At 73.8% G+C, this 18041-nt stretch carries 17 protein-coding genes; 11 read left to right on the top strand and 6 right to left on the bottom strand.

Going from position 1 to position 18041, the window contains the following annotated elements; genetic code table 11:
- Positions 1-60 precede the first annotated feature (60 nt).
- Positions 61-1254: an acyl-CoA dehydrogenase family protein gene (locus GT045_RS26155; protein WP_161292437.1), complete on the bottom strand. Its 1194-nt coding sequence runs from the start codon at positions 1252-1254 to the stop codon at positions 61-63.
- A gap of 54 nt (positions 1255-1308) precedes the next feature.
- Positions 1309-1554, bottom strand: a complete 246-nt coding sequence (locus GT045_RS26160) for a hypothetical protein (RefSeq protein WP_161292439.1) — start codon at positions 1552-1554, stop codon at positions 1309-1311.
- A gap of 283 nt (positions 1555-1837) precedes the next feature.
- On the opposite strand from GT045_RS26160, the gene GT045_RS26165 reads away from it, so the two are divergent.
- From GT045_RS26165 to GT045_RS26195, 7 genes are all read left to right on the top strand, one after another.
- Positions 1838-3781 (top strand): NAD-binding lipoprotein, encoded by a 1944-nt coding sequence (locus tag GT045_RS26165; RefSeq protein ID WP_345942760.1) that lies wholly within the window; start codon positions 1838-1840, stop codon positions 3779-3781.
- Positions 3782-3943: 162 nt separating this feature from the next.
- Entirely contained in the window at positions 3944-4792 is an 849-nt protein-coding gene (locus GT045_RS26170) for an STAS domain-containing protein (RefSeq protein ID WP_161335654.1), read from the top strand.
- Positions 4789-5157, top strand: a complete 369-nt coding sequence (locus GT045_RS26175) for an STAS domain-containing protein (RefSeq protein WP_161292445.1) — start codon at positions 4789-4791, stop codon at positions 5155-5157. The genes GT045_RS26170 and GT045_RS26175 overlap by 4 nt, the downstream gene beginning before the upstream one ends.
- The gene (locus GT045_RS26180) at positions 5154-5573 is read left to right on the top strand and encodes an anti-sigma regulatory factor (RefSeq protein WP_161335655.1); all 420 of its coding nucleotides are present in this window, start codon (positions 5154-5156) and stop codon (positions 5571-5573) included. The genes GT045_RS26175 and GT045_RS26180 overlap by 4 nt, the downstream gene beginning before the upstream one ends.
- Positions 5561-6607: an ATP-binding SpoIIE family protein phosphatase gene (locus GT045_RS26185; RefSeq protein ID WP_345942761.1), complete on the top strand. Its 1047-nt coding sequence runs from the start codon at positions 5561-5563 to the stop codon at positions 6605-6607. The genes GT045_RS26180 and GT045_RS26185 overlap by 13 nt, the downstream gene beginning before the upstream one ends.
- Positions 6604-8442, top strand: a complete 1839-nt coding sequence (locus GT045_RS26190; protein ID WP_161335656.1) for an ATP-binding protein — start codon at positions 6604-6606, stop codon at positions 8440-8442. Before GT045_RS26185 ends, GT045_RS26190 begins: the two co-directional genes overlap by 4 nt.
- Positions 8439-10055: a fused response regulator/phosphatase gene (locus GT045_RS26195; protein WP_161335657.1), complete on the top strand. Its 1617-nt coding sequence runs from the start codon at positions 8439-8441 to the stop codon at positions 10053-10055. Before GT045_RS26190 ends, GT045_RS26195 begins: the two co-directional genes overlap by 4 nt.
- A 31-nt stretch (positions 10056-10086) precedes the next feature.
- Here the strand turns inward: GT045_RS26195 and GT045_RS26200 are convergent, their stop codons facing one another.
- From GT045_RS26200 to GT045_RS26210, 3 genes are read right to left on the bottom strand one after another with little or no spacing between them, the layout of a single operon-like run.
- On the bottom strand, positions 10087-12294 hold the full coding sequence (locus GT045_RS26200; protein ID WP_161335658.1) for a xanthine dehydrogenase family protein molybdopterin-binding subunit: 2208 nt from the start codon (positions 12292-12294) through the stop codon (positions 10087-10089).
- Entirely contained in the window at positions 12291-13280 is a 990-nt protein-coding gene (locus tag GT045_RS26205; RefSeq protein ID WP_161335659.1) for a xanthine dehydrogenase family protein subunit M, read from the bottom strand. The genes GT045_RS26200 and GT045_RS26205 overlap by 4 nt, the downstream gene beginning before the upstream one ends.
- Complete coding sequence (locus tag GT045_RS26210) at positions 13267-13797, bottom strand: (2Fe-2S)-binding protein (protein ID WP_161297427.1); 531 nt, start codon at positions 13795-13797, stop codon at positions 13267-13269. The genes GT045_RS26205 and GT045_RS26210 overlap by 14 nt, the downstream gene beginning before the upstream one ends.
- Positions 13798-13988: 191 nt before the next feature.
- Between GT045_RS26210 and GT045_RS26215 the strand changes: the two genes are divergently transcribed.
- Positions 13989-15212, top strand: coding sequence for an MFS transporter (locus GT045_RS26215; protein WP_345942762.1), 1224 nt, complete (start codon positions 13989-13991; stop codon positions 15210-15212).
- 185 nt (positions 15213-15397) lie between these two features.
- Here GT045_RS26215 and GT045_RS26220 read toward each other — a convergent pair whose 3' ends face one another.
- Positions 15398-16048: a TetR/AcrR family transcriptional regulator gene (locus tag GT045_RS26220; protein WP_161335661.1), complete on the bottom strand. Its 651-nt coding sequence runs from the start codon at positions 16046-16048 to the stop codon at positions 15398-15400.
- A 97-nt stretch (positions 16049-16145) separates the two neighbouring features.
- Between GT045_RS26220 and GT045_RS26225 the strand changes: the two genes are divergently transcribed.
- The 3 genes from GT045_RS26225 (at position 16146) to GT045_RS26235 (ending at position 18009) form a co-directional block, all read left to right on the top strand.
- Positions 16146-16937, top strand: coding sequence for an SDR family oxidoreductase (locus GT045_RS26225; RefSeq protein WP_161335662.1), 792 nt, complete (start codon positions 16146-16148; stop codon positions 16935-16937).
- Between the two features lie 48 nt (positions 16938-16985).
- Positions 16986-17612: a hypothetical protein gene (locus GT045_RS26230; RefSeq protein WP_161335663.1), complete on the top strand. Its 627-nt coding sequence runs from the start codon at positions 16986-16988 to the stop codon at positions 17610-17612.
- 73 nt (positions 17613-17685) lie between these two features.
- On the top strand, positions 17686-18009 hold the full coding sequence (locus GT045_RS26235; RefSeq protein WP_161335664.1) for a hypothetical protein: 324 nt from the start codon (positions 17686-17688) through the stop codon (positions 18007-18009).
- Positions 18010-18041 lie beyond the last annotated feature (32 nt).

An 18041-nucleotide genomic window follows, 5' to 3' on the forward strand; every position in this document is an offset into this window, starting at 1 on the left:
CGCGGAGGCCCGGGGATCGGGCGGCGGCCGCAGGGGGGGGCGGTGCCCGTGTCCCTCCGGTCAGACGAAGGCGCTCTCCCCGGTGATCGCCTTTCCGACGATCAGCGTGTTCATCTCCCGCGTCCCCTCGAAGGAGTAGATGGCCTCCGCGTCCGCGAAGAAGCGCGCCACGTCGTAGTCCAGGACGATGCCGTTGCCCCCGAATATCTCCCGGGCCCAGGCGACGACTTCGCGCATACGGCCGGTGACGTGGGCCTTCGCCAGGGACGAGTGCTCGTCCCGGAACACCCCGGCGTCCTGGAGCCGGGCGAGCTGGAGCAGCATCCCCCAGCTCGACGTGATGTTGCCCAGGCTCTTGACCAGGAGGTCCTGCACGAGCTGGAACCCGGCCAGCGGGCGGCCGAACTGCTCCCTCTCCCGGGCGTAGCCCAGCGCCAGTTCGTACGCGCCGATCATGACGCCGAGGGCCTGCCAGGCGACGCTGCTGCGGGTGGCGCGCAGGATCTCGGCGACTTCCCGGAAGGACGACACGTTCTGCAGCCGGTCCGCCTCCGGCACCCGGACGCCGGTGAGGGTGATGTCCGCGTTCTCGACGATGCGCAGCGAGGTCTTGTGGGCGATCTTCTCGGCGCTGAACCCGGGCGTGCCCTTGCCGACGACGAAGCCCTTGACCTGGTCGTCGGCGACGTCGCGGGCCCACACGACGACGTGGTCGGCGAAGGTCGCGTTGCCGATCCAGCGCTTGGCGCCGTCGAGCACCCACGTGTCGCCTTCGCGCCGGGCCGTCGTACGCATGCCGGCCGCGATGTCGGAGCCGTCGAGCGGTTCGGTCAGCGCGAACGCCCCGATGGTGTCCATCCTCGCCATGTCCGGCAGCCACCGGTCCCGCTGGGCCTGGTCGCCGCCGACCTGGATCGCGTACATCGCGAGGCCGTTGTGCACACCGAAGAAGGTGGCCACGGAGGCGTCGACGCGGCTCATCTCCATGGCCATCATCCCCGTCAGCAGATGGCTCGCGGCCGGCCCGGGCTCGCCGTAGCCCTCGTACGACAGCCCGGCCAGCCCGCTCTCACGGAACCGCCCGATCAGCTCCTCGGGGAAGCTGCCGGCGGCCCAGTGCTCGGCCACCAGCGGGCGGACCTGTTCCCGCATGAACGTCCTGGTGCGGCGGAGGACTTCGCGTTCCTCCTGTGTCAGGGCTGCCTCGAAGTCGTAGAAGTCGGCGACGTTCTGCTGTTCCGTGGGAGTAGTCATGGGGCCCTTGTTCCACGCTTGCGCCGTGGGATGCCCCGGTCGGCGGCCGTGTGGTCAGGACGAGCCGTCGGGGCCGGCGGGCGCCTGTGTCCGCCGTGTCCCGGTCCGGGCCACCGACGGGTGGCCGCCGGCTTCCCACAGGCACCAGGTCGACCACAGCAGCAGGACGAGGAACACGGCCAGCAGCCCCAGCAGCACCACCGCCTGCCGGGCCGATCCCTCGCCCCGGACCACGCCGATCAGCAGGCAGGAGGTCCAGGCCAGCACGCCGCCCGCGTACACGGCCCGCAGCTGTCGCAATTGCCGTATCGAACCCATCGTCACCCTTCCGAGAGCTCGCCTCACGTGTCGCCCTGCCGGTACCCGCGCCGGGCGACTTCACCGCATGCGGCCGTGGCCGTCAAGACCGCATGCCGTCCCGCCGGGGCGGGCGAGACCCTCCCGAAAGGATGAACGGCCCGGTGGCACGGCGTGTCGTGGCCGCCGCACCCCGCACGCTGGGAGCGCCGGACCGAGGACGGACAGCGAGGGGGCGGATGTGCGGGGGCGGCGACAAAGTCCGTTACGGGACCGAGCACGTTACGTGTTCGACAGAAGACTGGCCCGCAGTACGGGGAGGCTGCTGTTCTGGCTCGCCCTGGGCTGCCTCGCGGTCGTCGTACCCGTCAGCGCCCTGCTGGTGTGGATGGACCCGGACGCGCCGCGCACGCTGTCCGGCCGGCTCACCGCGGTCTGGCGCATCAGCGCGCAGACCCTGCGGCTGGGCGAGGCGACCGGCGCGCCGCTGCGGATGCTGCTCTCCGTGCTGCTCGGACTCGTCGCCCTGCTGTGCGTGTCCACGCTCGTGGGCGTGATCACCACCGGACTCGGTGAACGGCTGGCAGAGCTGCGGCGTGGGCGCTCGACCGTGCTGGAGCGCGATCACGCGGTCGTACTGGGCTGGTCGGAACAGGTGTTCACGGTGGTCGCGGAGCTGGTCGCGGCGCAGCAGAGCCGTGGTCGGGGAGTCGTGGCGGTGCTCGCCGACCGGGACACCACCGAGATGGAGCAGGCGCTCGCCGCCACGCTGGGCGCGGGCCGGGCCCGGCTGGTCTGCCGTACGGGATCGCTGACAGACCCCGGGGCCCTGGCACTGGTCGCGCCGGCCGCGGCCGCATCGGTCCTGGTGCTGCCGGCCGAGGACACCGCCGCCGATCCGGAGGTGGTCCGGGTCCTGCTGGCGCTGCGGTCGCTGACCGGCGCGGCGGCCGGGCCGCCGGTGGTGGCGGCGGTGCGGGACGGCCGTTATCTGCCGGCCGCGCGGCTGGCCGCCGGAGCGCGGGGGGTGGTCCTGGAGACGGACATGACGACGGCACGGCTGCTGGTGCAGTCGGCGCGCCGGCCGGGTCTGCCGGCGGTGCTGCGCGACCTCCTCGACGTCGCCGGGGCCGAGTTCCACGTGCTCGAGGGCGGGGAACTGGCGGGGCTCGCCTTCGCGGACATCGCGCTGCGCTTCGAGAACGTCTGCGTGGTGGGCTTCCTGCGGGCCGACGGCCGTGCCTGCCTCACACCCCGGCCGGGCAGCGTCCTCGAAGCCGGGGACCGTCTGGTGGTCGTCGCGTACGACGGCACGGCCCGCCCGCCCGTCGACTGCCGCCGGCACGTCGACCCCGCCGTCATGGCGCCGCCCGTCCCGGTCGTCGCGGAGGCCGCACGGGTGCTGCTGCTGGGCTGGAACCGGCGGGCGCCGCTGATCGTGGACATCCTGCGCCGCACCGCCCGGCCGGGGTCCGTCCTGGACGTCCTCACCGGCCCGGACGACCGGGTGGTCCGCACTCCGCCCCAGGACCCGCCGGACGCGGAGCGGGTCGCCGTCACCCACCGCGTCGGCGACCTCGCCCGTCCCGAGACCCTGCGGGCCCTCGACACACGCGGCTACGACAGCGTCGTCGTGCTGGGTCCGGACACGGCCGCCGGTGGCGAACGGCCCGACGACCGGACCCTGCTGACCCTGCTGATGCTGCGGGGGCGGGAGGAGGAGACGGGGTGCGCGCTGCCGGTGGTGGCCGAACTGTGCGACCACCGCAGCCGGGCCCTGGCTCCGCTGGGACCCGAGTCCGACGCGGTGGTGCGGGGGGAGCTGACCGCTCTGCTGATGGCGCAGATCTCCCAGGACCCCACGCTGGCACCGGTGTTCGAGGAGGTCTTCGCCGTCCGGGGCGGTGCCCTCGACCTGCGTCCGGCCGGCCGCTACGTGCTGCCCGGCCGCACGGCGTCCTTCGCCACGGTGGTGGCGTCCGCGCTGCGGCACGGCGACTGCGCGATCGGCTACCGCCCGCACGACCCGGACGGCACCGGCGGCGGCACCCTGCTGTGCCCGGACAAGTCGGAGCGGCGGGTGTGGACGGACGAGGACATGGTCGTGGTGCTGTCGGCGGCTCCCGGCGCGTTCGACGCCGGCGGTGACGGGCGGGACGCGCTGCCCCGGATGCGACGGGAGCCGGAGGAGCGCGACCCGTCCGCGAACGGTCCCCCGGAAGGCCGGTGAACCGTGGCCGGGCGCCGCAGCACGGCGGAGGGCCGCCGCGCCGTCCCCTGCGGGGCGGGGGAAACGCGCGATGGCCCGGGAACGCCCCGAGTTGCCACTGGTGAAGTAAGTTTGTCGTATCGTCTCCCTGGCATATTCACTCAAGTGTTTGATGGGGAAGACGTGGCGACTGAGAGCAACACGCACCTTCTGGTCGATACACTGACCGCACAGCGTGACGTATTCCTCGCTCAGTGGGCGGACACGGTCGGCAAGGATCTGCAGGGCCGGCTGAGCGTGGCCGAGCTGGGCCGTGAGCTGGGCGAGCTGTACACGGCCATCCTCCAGGCCATCGCCGACGGCGGTATGGACGGCCGGGGAGAGGCATTCGGCGAGACCCGCAGTCTGCTGATCGAGCTGTCCCGCAACCGGGCCCGGCAGGGCTTCACCCCCACCGAGACCGCCCGCGGCGTGTTCGCCCTCAAGGAGGTGCTGGAGCCGTCCCTCACCGTCGACGGCGAGGCCGCGCGAGCCTATCTCCAGTTCGCCAGGCTGCTGGACGACCTCGCCCTGCTCACCACCGAGGCGTACGTCCGCACGCGTGAGGAGATCATCTCCTCGCAGGCCGAACAGCTGCTGGAACTGTCGACGCCCGTGGTCAAGCTGTGGGACGGCGTCGTCGGCGTGCCGCTGGTGGGCACGCTCGACTCGGCCCGCACCCAGGTCGTCATGGAGAAGCTCCTGCAGACGCTGGTCGACAGCAACTCCACCCACGCCATCATCGACATCACGGGCGTCCCGACCGTGGACACCCAGGTCGCGCAGCACCTGCTGAAGACGGTCGTCGCCGCCCGCATGATGGGGGCGCAGTGCACCATCTCGGGCATCCGCCCGCAGATCGCCCAGACCATCGTGGCGCTCGGCATCGAGTTCGGGGACATCCCCACCAACGCCTCGCTGTCGGACGCCCTGCGCCAGGCGCTGAAGGAAGTCGCCCTCGACGCCCAGGACGACGTGCGGGGTCTGCTGTGACCGACCGCGTCCCCGTCCTCAAGATCGGCGAGATCCTCCTGGTCTCCATCCAGACGGACCTGGAGGACCAGATGGTCCTGGACCTCCAGGAGGATCTGTCGAACCGCATCGTCTCCACCGGCGCCAAGGGCGTCATCATCGACATCTCCGCCCTGGAGATCGTCGACTCCTTCGTCGGACGCATGCTCGCCACCAACGCCTCCATCTCGCGCATCCTCGGCGCGGAGACCATCGTCGTCGGCATGCGGCCCGCCGTGGCCATGACGCTCGTCGAACTCGGCCTGTCGCTGACCGGCGTGCGCACCGCCCTGAACCTGGAGCGCGGGCTGAAACTCCTACGACGCCTCAGCGCGAGCCGGGCATGAAGGACTTCGGCGTGGCGGACGCCACGGCCGAGACCGTGTCGGTCGCCGGCAGCGGCGACGTGGTGTCGGCGCGGCAGATGGTGCGCACCCTCGCCCAGCGCATCGGCCTGTCCCTGGTCCACCAGACCAAGCTCGTCACCGCGGCCAGCGAACTCGGACGCAACATGCTGGTCTACGGCGGCGGCGGTGTCGTACGGGCGGCCGCCGTCACGGACGCGGGCCGCACCGGCGTCTTCGTGGAGTTCCGTGACCAGGGGCCCGGCATAGCGGACATAGAGTTGGCGCTGACGGACGGCTGGACGTCGGGCAACGGGATGGGACTCGGGCTCAGCGGCGCCAGACGGCTCGTCGACGAGTTCGACATCGAGTCCGGACCGGGGGGCACGACCGTGCGCATTGTGAAGTGGGGGCGGTGAACGGAACCCTCGTCACCGAGGCCGGTGACGTGTGCTGGCTGCGCTCGGACATAGCACTGGCCGCGGCGGCCCGCCGCCAGGCGGCGCAGCTGGCCCGCGCCATCTGCCTCCCCGAGGAGCGGGTCGCGCGCGTCGAGCTGTGCGTGACGGAGATGGCGACCAACCTCCTCAAGTACGCCGACGACGGCTCGCTCGCCCTGCGCGTGGTGCGTGCCGGCGGCCACGCGGCCGTGGAGTGCCTGTCCCTCGACAGCGGCCCCGGCATCGACGACGTGCACCGGGCGCTGCGCGACGGTACGTCCGCCTCCGGCAGCCTCGGCATCGGCATGGGGGCCATCGGGCGGCTCGCCGACGCCTCCGGCGTCCACTCCCTGCCCGGGCGGGGCACGGCGCTCTTCGCCCGTTTCTGGGCCCAGGCCCCGGTGCCCGCGCCCGGCCCGGTGGGGGTCGGCGGGCTGACCCGCCCCATCAGCGGTGAACAGGTGTGCGGCGACACCTGGTCCGTACGCGCGCTCGGTGCCCCCGGCGCGGACGCGCTGCTGCTGATGATGTGCGACGGACTCGGCCACGGGCCGCTGGCGGCCCGGGTCGCGGACCGGGCCAGGGAAGCCTTCCGCGACAGCCGCCACACGAGCCCGGTGGCCGTGCTGCAGGACGTCCACCAGGGCCTGCGCGGCACCCGCGGCGCGGCGGTCGCGATCGCCCTGGTCGACGCCGCCGAACAGCGCGTGCAGCTGAGCGGCGCCGGCAACATCGCGGCACTGGTGGCCAGGGAGGGCACCCGCAGCGGGCTGCTGTCCATACCGGGCATCGTCGGCCTGCAGCTGCCCCGCCCGCGCACCTTCGAGGCAGCGTTCCCGCCCGGCGCCGCCCTCGTCATGCACTCCGACGGGCTCAGCGACCGCTGGAAGCCCGCCGACTTCCCCGGCCTGTTCGCCCAGGACCCCTCCCTGGCCGCCGCGCAGCTCCTCAACCAGGCCGCCGTGCGCAGGGACGACGCCGGCCTCGTCGTGGCCCTCCACAGGCAGCCGTGAACGCCGGTCCCTCCGTCCACGAGTTGATCACGATCGCCCTCCGGGAGGGGGGCGACGTGGTCACCCTGCGCCGGTGCGCACAGTCGGTGTGCCGTGCCACGGGTCTGACGGGCAGCCCCCTGGTCCGGCTGACCACCGTGGTCAGCGAGGTCGGCGAGCAGCTCCTGGGCGCCGACGACCTCACCGCTCAGCTCTGCCTGGAGGAGACCGGGGAGACCGGGGCCGCCGCGGTGGCCGTGCGCTTCGACTGGCGGGGAACACGCCGGACGCCCTCGGCCCTGCTGGCCGCGGCCGCCCGCCTGCTGGATCACAGCCGTCTGCCGGCGGACGACGGCGACCGGCACGCACTCGTCCTGGCGCAGCGCACCCCCACGTCGGCGGCGTCCGTCGGCGAACTGGCCGCGGAGGTGCGCGGCAGGCTGGCCGGCACCGACGCCGCGGCCGACCTGATCGAGGCGCTGCGCACACAGAACCGCCAGCTCCTCGCGGCGCTGGAGGAATCGCAGGGACAGCAGGAGGAACTCCAGCGGCTGAACGCCGAACTGGAGGAGACGAACGCCGGAGTCCTCGCCCTGTACTCCGAGCTGGCCGGCGAACTGGAGGAGACGAACAGCGGAGTCGTCGCCCTCTACGCCGAACTGGAGGACAAGACCCGTCAGCTCGAACTCGCCGACGAGTACAAGACCCGCTTCTGGGCCAACGTCAGTCACGAGCTGCGCTCCCCGGTGCACTCCGTCATCGCTCTCGCCCGGCTGCTGCTGGACTCCCGGGCGGACCCGCTGTCCGACGAACAGCGCCGGCAGGTGGCACTCGTACAGGCGTCGGGCAGCACCCTGCTCGCCCTGGTCGACGAACTCCTCGACGTCGCCAAGGCGGAGTCCGGCCGGCTGGAGCCGCATCCCGCCGAGGTCGACCTGCGGGCGCTGCTGTACCAGCTGCGGGGAACGCTGCGGGGCACCGCGCAGCCCGGGGTGGACCTGTGCATCCCGGACCACGTGCAGCGCGGCCCGCTGGTGACCGACGAGGTCATGCTGACCAGGGTCCTGCGGAACGTCCTGTCGAACGCCCTGAAGTTCACCGCGCAGGGGTCGGTGACCCTGGACGTCACCGAGGAGGAGCACGAGGGCGTCCCCCGTCGCGTCTTCCGGATCCGGGACACCGGCGTCGGCATCCCGGCCGCGGAACTGCAGCGCGTGTTCGAGGAGTTCTACCAGGTACGGGGGCCGCATCAGCGCGGCCGGGGCGGCGGGACCGGCCTCGGACTGCCCTACGCCCGCCGGCTGACGGAACTGCTGGGCGGCCGGCTCACGCTGGACAGCGAGGCCGGACGCGGCACCCTGGTGACCGTCGACGTCCCCGCATTCCTCACCGGTCCGCCGCCGCAGGAGCCCGCGGCCCCGGCGCCCCTGGCGAAGTCGGTGGTGGTCGTCGACGACGACGAGACCTGGCTGGCCGGGTTCCGCCCGCTGCTGGACAAGCTCGCCGAGTCCGTCACCGTCCTCACCGACGGCGGCCGGGCCGTCGCCGCCGTGGAACGCGCCACTCCGGACGCCGTCTTCCTCGACCTCGACATGCCCGGCCTGGACGGATACCAGGTGTACGGGCTGCTGGCCGCGAACCCGGCCACGGCCGGGGTCCCCGTGGTGATCCTGACCGCGCTGGAACACCCCCACGTGGACCACGCACGGCTGGCCGGGGTGCGTGCCGTGCTGGACAAGTCCCGCCTCGCCGCCGCGGACCTCGCCGCGGTTCTGGGGCACCACGGGACCGCACCGCCCGCCGACCGGGCGGCCACCGCCGCGGTACCGCCGTCCAGGGCCGAGGAACACCGATGACTCGGCAACCCGACTCGGATCACCGTCCGGCGCACATCCTCGTCGTGGACGATTCCCCCGCCAGCCGGTACGTCCTCGCCACCGTCCTGCGCCGCGGCGGCCACGAGGTCACCGAGGCCGAGGACGGCACCAGCGCGCTCGAACTGCTGCGACGCCCGGGCCTCCTGCCGGAGATCGCCATCGTCGACGTGCGACTGCCGGACATGACCGGCTTCGAGGTGTGCGAGCACATCAAGAACGACCCGGCCACCGCCGGCGTGCCCGTCATCAACATCTCCGCCTACGCCATCACCGTCGGCGACCGGGCCCAGGGCCTCTACCGCGGCGCCGACACCTACCTCGTCGACCCCGTCGCCCCCGAGGTCCTGCTCGCCACCGTCACCGCGACCCTGCGCTACACCCGCGCCCGCCGCCGCGCCGAACTCCTCGCGGACCGGCTGCGGCTGCTCAACGGACTCACCCTGGCGATGTACAGCGCCTCCGACGCCCACGAACTGCTCCGGGTGACCACCGAGGGAGCGGCGGCCATCTTCCGGTGCGCCGTGGCCGCTTTCCTCACCACTCCCGAGGGCAACCCGCTGGTGGGCCACACCTGGCAGGACCCGGAGGGAACGGCACGGCCCGGCGGGCCGCAGGTGCACTCCGCGCCGGCCTGGCCCCAGCGGCGCGACCCGGCCGGCCCCCGTGGCGCGGCGCCTGACGGACCCGGCCTTCCGTGCCTGCCGCCCGTTCTCAAGGACCCGGCGCAGCGGCGCACCGTCGTCGGACGGGCCAAGCCCGAGCGCCCGCCGGTCGTCATCGTCACCTCCCGGGACGCCGTCACGACGCCGGACGACGAGCAGCTGCTGGCCCAGCTCACCCAGGCGAGCGCGCTGGCACTGGAGGCGCTGCGCAGCTACAGCGAGGAGCACGCCCTGGCCCTCACCCTGCAACGCAGCTTCCTGCCGGAGAGACTGCCCGAGACCGAACGCGCCGAGCTGGCCGTGCGCTACCTGCCCGCCAGCGAACGCACCGAGATCGGCGGGGACTTCTACGAGGCGATCAGCACCCCGGCGGGCCTGGTGGTGGCCGTCGGCGACGTCGCCGGCCACTCGCTGGACGCGGCCATGGTGATGGGCCAGGTGCGCCACGCGCTGCGCGCCTACGCCGCCGAGGGCCACCCGCCCGAGGTGATCCTCGCGCGGCTCGACCACCTGCTCACGGCCGTGGAACCCGGCGCCACGGTCACGCTCTGCGTCGTCCTGATCGAGTTCGGCTCGGACACCCTCCACATCGCGAACGCGGGCCATCTGCCCCCCGTGCTGCGCGGCCCGGACGGCACGACCTCCTTCGTGCCCGAGCACGGCCCCCTCCTGGGGGTCGGCCTCCCGCACCCGCCGGCCCGCAGGATCGTCGCGGAACCCGGCACGCTGGTCCTCCTCGTCACCGACGGGCTGATCGAGCGCCGCGACGAGGACCTCCAGCACTCCCTCGACACCCTCGCCCGGGTGGTCGGGGAGGCGCCCGCGGACCCGGAGAGCGTGTGCACGCACCTGCTGGACCGCCTGGTGCCGGACGGTGGCGACGACGTGGCGCTGATGGCCGTCCGTCTGCACGCGGTCCGGCCCGGCTGACCCGCGGCTCGGGAGCCCGCCGGGCCGCGGCTCACAGCAGGCAGTCCAGGGTGATGGGCAGGTCGCGCAGGCGCTTTCCGGTGGCGTGGTGCACGGCGCCCGCGATCGCGGGCGCGATGCCGACCAGCCCGACCTCGCCGACCCCCTTCGTACCCGTGGGGGTGCCGCGGTCGGGTTCGCCGACGAAGACGACGTCCAGGTCCGGCACGTCGGCGTTGACGGCGACGAGGTAGTCGCCGAACGTGCCGTTGGCGATGCGGCCGGTGCGCGGATCGGTGACCGTGTCCTCGAACAGGGCCATGCCGATGCCGCCGACCGTCCCGCCGATGATCTGGCTGCGCGCCGTCTTCGCGTTGAGGATGCGGCCCCCGTCGATCACCGAGACCACCCGGGCCACCCGGACGAGACCGAGGTCCGCGTCGACCCGGACCTCCACGAATTTCGCGCCGTAGGCACCGGCCAGGGACATGCCGATCTCCTCGGCGACCGGCGGGCTGCTGCTGCCGTGCGCCGTGAGTTCGCTCAGCCCGTGCCGGGCGAGGATGTCGGCGTACGACTCCCCGCGCTCCGGACGGCCCGCGAGGTGCAGCCTTCCGCCGGTGCACTCCACCTCGTCCGGGGACACCCCCCGCAGGGGTGAGTCGGCGTCCCCGCCCGCGAGCCGGGCGAACCGGCGCACCAGTTCCCCGCAGGCGTCGTGCACGGCGTTGCCCAGGCCACCGGTCAGTCCGGAACCGCCCGCCATCATCGAGTGGGGCATGTCGGAGTCGCCCAGGTCGAAGCGGACCAGCTCCAGGGGCAGGCCCAGCTCGTCGGCGGCCAGCTGCGCCATCACGGTGTAGGTGCCGGTACCGATGTCGGTCGCCGCGCTGCGCACCAGCGCGCTGCCGTCGCGGTTGACGGTGGCCTGCGCCGAGCACGGCTGGGCGAACCAGGGGAACATCGCGCTCGCCATGCCGTAGCCGACGAGCCAGTTGCCGTCCCGCATCGACCGCGGCTCGGGATCGCGGTCGTACCAGCCGAACCGCCGGGCCCCGACCTCGTAGCACTCCCGCAGCGCCTTGCCGGACCAGGGCAGCCCGTTGCGCGGATCGACGTCGGTGTAGTTGCGCAGCCGCAGGTCCAGCGGGTCCATGCGCAGCGTCTCGGCCAGTTCGTCCAGCGCCGACTCCAGCGCGAAGTTGCCCTGTGCCTCGGCCGGGGCGCGCATCGACGTCGGGACGGCGATGTTGAGCCGTGCCTGCCGGTCCCGCGTGATCACGTGGGGGCACCGGTAGGCGAAGGCGGTGCCCGAGGAGAACGGCTCGAAGTCGGTCTCCTGCATGCCCAGGGCACTGAGGCTGCGGTGGTCGAGGGCGACCAGCTCGCCCTCGCGCGTCGCGCCGACGCTCAGCCACTGCACACCGCGGGGACGGTGCCCGACGGAGGTGAACATCTGCGGCCGGGTCAGCACCAGCTTGACCGGCCGGTTCAGCAGCCGGGCGGCCATGGCGGTCAGGATCACGTGCGGCCACGCGCGCAGCCCCGCGCCGAAACCCCCGCCCACGTACGGCACGAGGACCCGCACCGAACTCTCCGGGATGCCGAAGACCACGGCGAGGGTGGTGCGCACCATCGACGGCCACTGGCTGGTGTCGTGCACGGTGAGGGTGTCGCCCTCCCACACGGCCAGGGTGGCGAACAGCCCCAGCGGGTTGTTCGTGTTGTCGGTGGTCGTGTAGGTGGCCCGCAGCGTCACCTCGGCCGATTCCAGTGCCGCGGCGGCGTCGCCGCGCGAGTGGTCCATGCCCCAGGGGTCGGTCAGTTGCTCGGCCCGGGGGTCCTGCAGGTCCAGCAGCGGTTCCGTCGTCTCGTAGTCCGCCCGCACCAGGCGCGCGGCGGCGGCCGCCTGCTCGGGCGTGTCGGCCACCACGAAGGCGATGTGCTGCCCGTGGTGGAGGATCCGGTCGTCGCGCAGCGGCGCGGGAGGCGATGCCCCGAGCGCCGTCATCGGGCCCTGCCCGACCTTCGGCGCGTTCTCGTGGGTGAGGACGCCCAGCACACCCGGCAGGCCCTCGGCGGCCGCGGTGTGCATGCGGACGATCCGGCCCGCGGCGACGGTGCTCTGCACGAGCGCGCCGTAGGCCTGGCCGGGCACGCTGAAGTCCATCGGGTACGGGGCGGTGCCGGTGACCTTGCGGGGGCCGTCGACCCGGTCGACGCCCGCGCCGACCAGCGGCCGGCTCTGGACGGTGCTCATGGGATCACTCCGCTGACTGTCTGCAGCTCGCGCACGAGGGTGCGCCGGGCGAGCGGCACCTTGAACTCCGTGCCCGGGACGGTCCAGGCGTCGCGCATGGTCGCCTCGGCCGCGTCCAGGAAGGTCGCCGTCGTGGCGGGCGCGCCGGTCAGCACGTGTTCGGCTTCGTAGGCGCGCCACGGCTTCGTCCCCACCCCGCCCAGGCCCACCCTGGCCCGCCGGATCGTGCCGCCGGCCACGAGGAGCAGCACGGCCGCCGAGGTGAGGGCGAACTCGTACGACGTCCGGTCGCGGACCTTGAGGTAGCCCGACCTGGTGTCCGGCGGCGGCAGCGGGATCTCCACCTCGGTGATCAGCTCGGCGTGCTCCAGCACGTTCTCGCGCTCGGGGCTGTCGTCGGCCGTCAGGTAGAACTCCGTCAGCGGGATGCCGCGGGACCGCTCCGGGCCCTGGACGTGCACGACCGCGTCGAGTGCCACCAGGGCGACGGCGAGGTCGGAGGCGTGCAGCGCGATGCACCGCTCCCCGGCGCCGAGCACGGCGTGCATCCGTGCCACTCCCCGCACCGCGGCACAGCCGGAGCCGGGCGCCCGCTTGTTGCACTCGGGGACGGTGGGGTCGCGGAAGTAGCGGCAGCGGGTGCGTTGCAGCAGGTTGCCACCGATGGTGGCCATGTTCCGCAGCTGCACCGACGCGCCCAGCAGCAGCGCCTCGCGCACGACGGGCAGCCGCTCGGCGACCGTCGCGTCGGCGGCGAGTTCCTCCATGGTGACCAGCGCCCCCACATGGAGCGAGTCGCCCCGGCGTTCGACGCCGTGCAGCGGCAGGCGCGTGATGTCGATCAGCCGCGGCGGCTCCAGGACGCCGTCCTTCATCAGGTCGAGCTGCGTGGTGCCGCCCGCCAGGCAGGCCGCCTCGGGGTCGTCCGCCAGCAGCCGGACAGCCTCGCGGGTGTCGGTGGCGCGGACGTAGTCAAAGGTGCGCATCGCGTTCTCCCCGGCCCGCCGCCTCCCGTATCGCCGCGACGATGTTGGGATAGGCACCGCAGCGGCACAGGTTGCCGCTCATGAACTCGCGGATCTCCTCGTCCGAGCCGGCCCGGCCCTCGGCCATGAGCGCCACCGCGGACATGATCTGCCCCGGCGTGCAGAAGCCGCACTGGAAGCCGTCGTGCTCCATGAACGCCCGCTGCACCGGGTGCGGTCCGTCGGGGCCGGAGATCCCCTCGACGGTGGTGACGGCCCGGCCCTCGGCCTGCGCCGCCAGGGTCAGGCAGGCCAGCACCCTGCGGCCGTCCAGGTGGACCGTGCAGGCGCCGCAGGCACCTTGGTCGCAGCCCTTCTTCGTGCCGACCAGCCCCAGCCGGTCACGTAGGGCGTCCAGCAGGGTGACCCGGGTGTCCAGGCGCAGCGCGTACGGCCGTCCGTTCACCGTGAGGGTCACGACCCGCTCGGCGACCGCCGGGCGCTCACCGAGGTCCTGCCCGCTCGCCACGTCCCTCATCGCGTCCTCCTCCGGACGGTCCGCAGCCGGCCGGGCCCCGGCCGGGGCGGTCCGGCGAGCCGACTCGTCCCATGAGTACGTATAAGCGTGAGATCTCACCCTATAAGCCGAACGGGTGATATCGCATGTGGTCGCGGCTCCCGGCGCTCTGCCGGCCGCGGGCCGCCGCCCCCGGTGTTTCACTGGTCCGCGTGCGCCTGGTGACGTGGTTCCGCGAGGGGACGCGGCGGGCGGGTTTCGGGGTCGTGGCGGTGGCCTTCACCGTGGCCGTCGCGTTCTCGACCGTGCCGACCCCGCTGTACCCCCTGTACGAGCGGCGCGACGGCTTCGGCGCGTTCACCGTGACGGTCGTGTTCGCCGTGTACGCCGTCGGAGTCGTGGCGGGGCTGGTGTTCGCCGGCCACCTCTCCGACCGCGCCGGCCGGCGCCCGGTCCTGGTGGCGGCGCTGCTCTCCGAGGTGGCCGCGGCGTCGCTCTTCCTCGCGTGGCCTGCGCTGCCGGGCCTCCTCGCCGCCCGGTTCGTCACCGGACTCGGTGTGGGCACGGCCACCCCGACCGCCACCGCCTACCTCCAGGACCTGCACGCGCGGGCGCGGCCGGGGGAGGGGCCGGGCCGCTTCGAGACCGTGTCGAGCGCGGCGAACATCTGCGGTCTCGGCGTGGGGCCGCTGGTGGCCGGGCTGCTCGCGGCATACGCCCCGGCGCCGGTGCGCACGCCGTACGCGGTCTTCGCGGTGCTGCTCGCCACCGCCGCCGGTCTCGTCCTGGCGCTGCCGGAGACGGTCGCCCGCCCCGCCCGTCCCTCGCCCTACCGGGTGCAGCGGGTCCGTGTGCACGGCGGGCCCGTGCTGTTCGGCCGGGCGGTCGCCTGTGCCTGGTCCGGCCTGGCGGTCTTCGGGCTGTTCACCTCCCTGGCCCCCGGGTTCGTCGCCACGGCCCTGCACCAGGACTCGCCGGCCGTGGCGGGTTCCATCGTCTTCGGTGTGTTCGCCGCCGCGGTGCTGGGGGAACTCCTGTCCGCGCCGCTGCGGCCCGCGGCCCGCGAGGCGATGGGGGTGGCGGCCGAGGCCGTGGGGTGCGGCGCCGTGGCCGCGGGCATGGTGACGGGGGACCCGGCGCTGTTCGTCGCGGGCGGCGCCGTCGCCGGGCTCGGGGCGGGCACGCTCTTCAAGGCCGCGGTGGCGCTGGTCGCGGGCTCCGCGCCCGAGGACGTGCGCGCGGAGGCCCTCGCGACCTTCTTCCTGGCCGCGTACACGGGCCTCGTCGTCACCTCGCTCGGCCTCGGTGTCGCGGCACAGCTGAGCAGCCCGGCGACGGCGACGCTGTGGTTCTCCGGCTACCTCGCCCTGCTGCTGGCCGCGGTCGTCCTCGTCGGCCACGCCGACCGCGCGAGCGGCCCGCCCCACCCGGTCTGAGCGCCCGGCCCCGACGCCGCGTCACGCATACGGGCCGCGGGTCCGCCCGGCCTGGCGCCCCGTCATGCACGCGGCCCGCGGGTCCGCCCGGCCTGGCGCCGCGTCACGCATCCGGTCCGCCGGTCCGCCCGGCCTGTCAGTGCGTCACGCATCCGGCCCGCCGGTCCGCCCGGCCTGTCAGCGCGTCACGCATCCGGCCCGCCGGTCCGCCCGGCTGCACTCTCCCGTGCTGAGGGCGAAGCCCCCTGCCCAGGGCGCAGCCCCGCCAGCAGGACGTCCAGGGCGAGGTCGGTGGCCTCCGTGACCGGTGTGTCGTCGAGGAGTCCGCCCACCGCGAGGACGGCGAGGCCGTGCACCGTGGAGAAGGCGACCTGGGCCAGCCGGGTCGGATCTCCGGCACGGACCGCACCGGCCCGCTGGGCCTCGGCGAGCAGGCCGGCGGCGACGTCCAGGCAGCCGTGGGCCAGCCGGCGCAGTTCCTCCCCCGACCGCTCCTCGTGCTTGGCGGTGAACATCAGGCTCAGCAGCGCGGCCCTCTCGGTCGCGAAACTCACGTAGGCGCGCCCCAGTTCGGCCAGCCGTCGCTCCACCGGCCCGGGGGCGTCCGCGGCGGCCCGCATCCGCCGGGCGAGATCGGTGAACCCGCTGACCACCAGCGCGTCCAGCACGGCCTGGCGGTCGCGGAAGTGACGGGTCGGGGCGGCGTGGCTGACGCCCAGATCCCGGGCCAGCCCGCGCAGCGAGAGACCCCCGACCCCGCTCTCGGCCAGCACGGTCTCCGCCTGCTCCAGCAAAGCGGCCCGCAGGTTGCCGTGATGGTAGGAGCCTTCGGCCACGGTTCTCTCCTCGATGTTGTCAGTTGACTACAATGATGTCATGCGCCTACATTGGCGGCCGTCATCGCGACCCGGACGACGGAAGCTGAGCGCTGCCATGACCACCCTCTCCTATCAGGGGACCACCGCACTGATCACGGGTGCCAGCTCCGGCCTGGGCGCGGAGTTCGCCCGCCAGTGGGCCGAACGCGGCGCCGACGTCGTACTGGTGGCCCGCCGGCTCGACCGGCTCGCCGCGCTCGCCGCCGAAGTGGGCGGGAGGTACGGGGTCACCGCCACGCCCGTCGCGGCGGACCTCGCCCGCCCGGGGGCCGGCGCCGCGCTGAAGGAGGACCTCGACGCCCGCGGCATCGCCGTCCACACGCTGATCAACAACGCCGGCTTCGGCAGTCACGGCGCCTTCGGTGAACAGGACCCCGCGGAGATCTCGCGCATGATCCAGCTCAACGTCGGCGCGGTCGCCGAACTCACCCGGGCCTTCCTCCCGCAACTGGCCGCCGACGGCCGCGGGGCCCTGGTGACGGTGGCGAGCACGGCCGCCTACCAGCCGACCCCGGCGATGGCCGTCTACGGAGCGACCAAGGCCTTCGTCCTGAGCCTGACCGAGGCCCTCGCCTACGAGACCCGCGCCAGCGGCCTGCGCGTCCTCGCGGTGTCCCCGGGACCGGTCGAGACCGAGTTCTTCGACGTCGTCGGCACCCGGGACGCCATGGTCGGGCGCGTGGCGGCCCCCGCCGACGTGGTCGACGCGACCCGCCGTGCCCTGGAGCGGCGCCGCACCCCGCCGAGCGTCATCGCCGGACTCGGCAACCGCCTGTCGGCCGGGGCGGCGCGGCTCGCACCGCGCCGGCTCGCACTGTCCGTGGCCGGGAACGCGCTCAAGGCCTGACGCAAGACCGCCGCGAGCCGCCACCGACGCACGGACGAGAGGGAGACGATGACCGAGGACGCCCGGGCGGCACTGGAGCACCTGCGCGACGCGAGTCAGTTCAAGTGGTACGTGATCCCGCTCCTCCTCCTGGTGCTCTACGCGTACGCCACCGAGGTGCAGCGCCGGGACTGGAACGTGCTCTTCGCGGGGCTGGCCCTGTGGGGCATGGACTGGTTCAACGAGATATGGAACGCGCTGGTCTTCCACTTCACCGGGCGCGCGCCGGTGTGGGGCGCCCGCGGCGACACGGCCTACCAGATCCTCATCGGGCTGAACATCGAGATCTGCTTCATGTTCGCCGTCATGGGCATCGTCGCGGCGAAGTTCCTGCCGCCGCGGGACGCGCGCGTCCTGGGGCTGCCGAACCGTCCGGTGCTGATCGCCGCGAACTCCGCGGCGGCCGTGGGCGTGGAGGTGCTGCTGAACAAGGCCGGCGTGCTCACCTGGGACTGGGACTGGTGGGGGACCGGCTTCCCGCTCCTCATCTTCCTCATCGGCTACGCCCCGTTCTTCGTGGCCGCGTTCGCGGTGCACGACATGCCGAGGGTGCGCACGAAGGCCGTCACGGTGTCCGTCATCCTCGGCGTCGACGCCCTCGCCCTGGCGGTGTTCGGAGCCCTGGGCTGGCTGTGAGCCGTCGCCCCGCCGGACGGCGGACGAGCCGCGCGGCTCGCGCGAGCCGCCGCGGGCGGACACAATCGACGGTGTGGACGCGCACCCCCCTCCGGAGCGGACTCCCGACGGACACTTCGTCGTCATCGGCGGGCGCAGATGGCGGGCCACGGACCCCGCCGTTCCCGAGGAAGCCGCCGCCCGCCTGCGCCGGCACCTCATGAGCGCCCGCCGCGCCGTGTGTTCCGCGACCCGGGCGGGCGACGCGGAGGCCGAGCGCGAGGCACGGGCGCGCGTGCACCGCGCGAAGACCGCGCTGGGCGAACGCGGCACACCGTGGTGGGAGCAGTCCGGGGACCAGCGCCGCCGGCGCTGGGAGGACGGGCTCGCGGCACTCGACGCGTGTGCACCGCGGTGAGCCGGGCCCCGGCCTTCGCGCGGCGCGCGGCC

The sequence above is a fragment of the Streptomyces sp. SID486 genome (assembly GCF_009865385.1).
GTDB lineage: Bacteria > Actinomycetota > Actinomycetes > Streptomycetales > Streptomycetaceae > Streptomyces.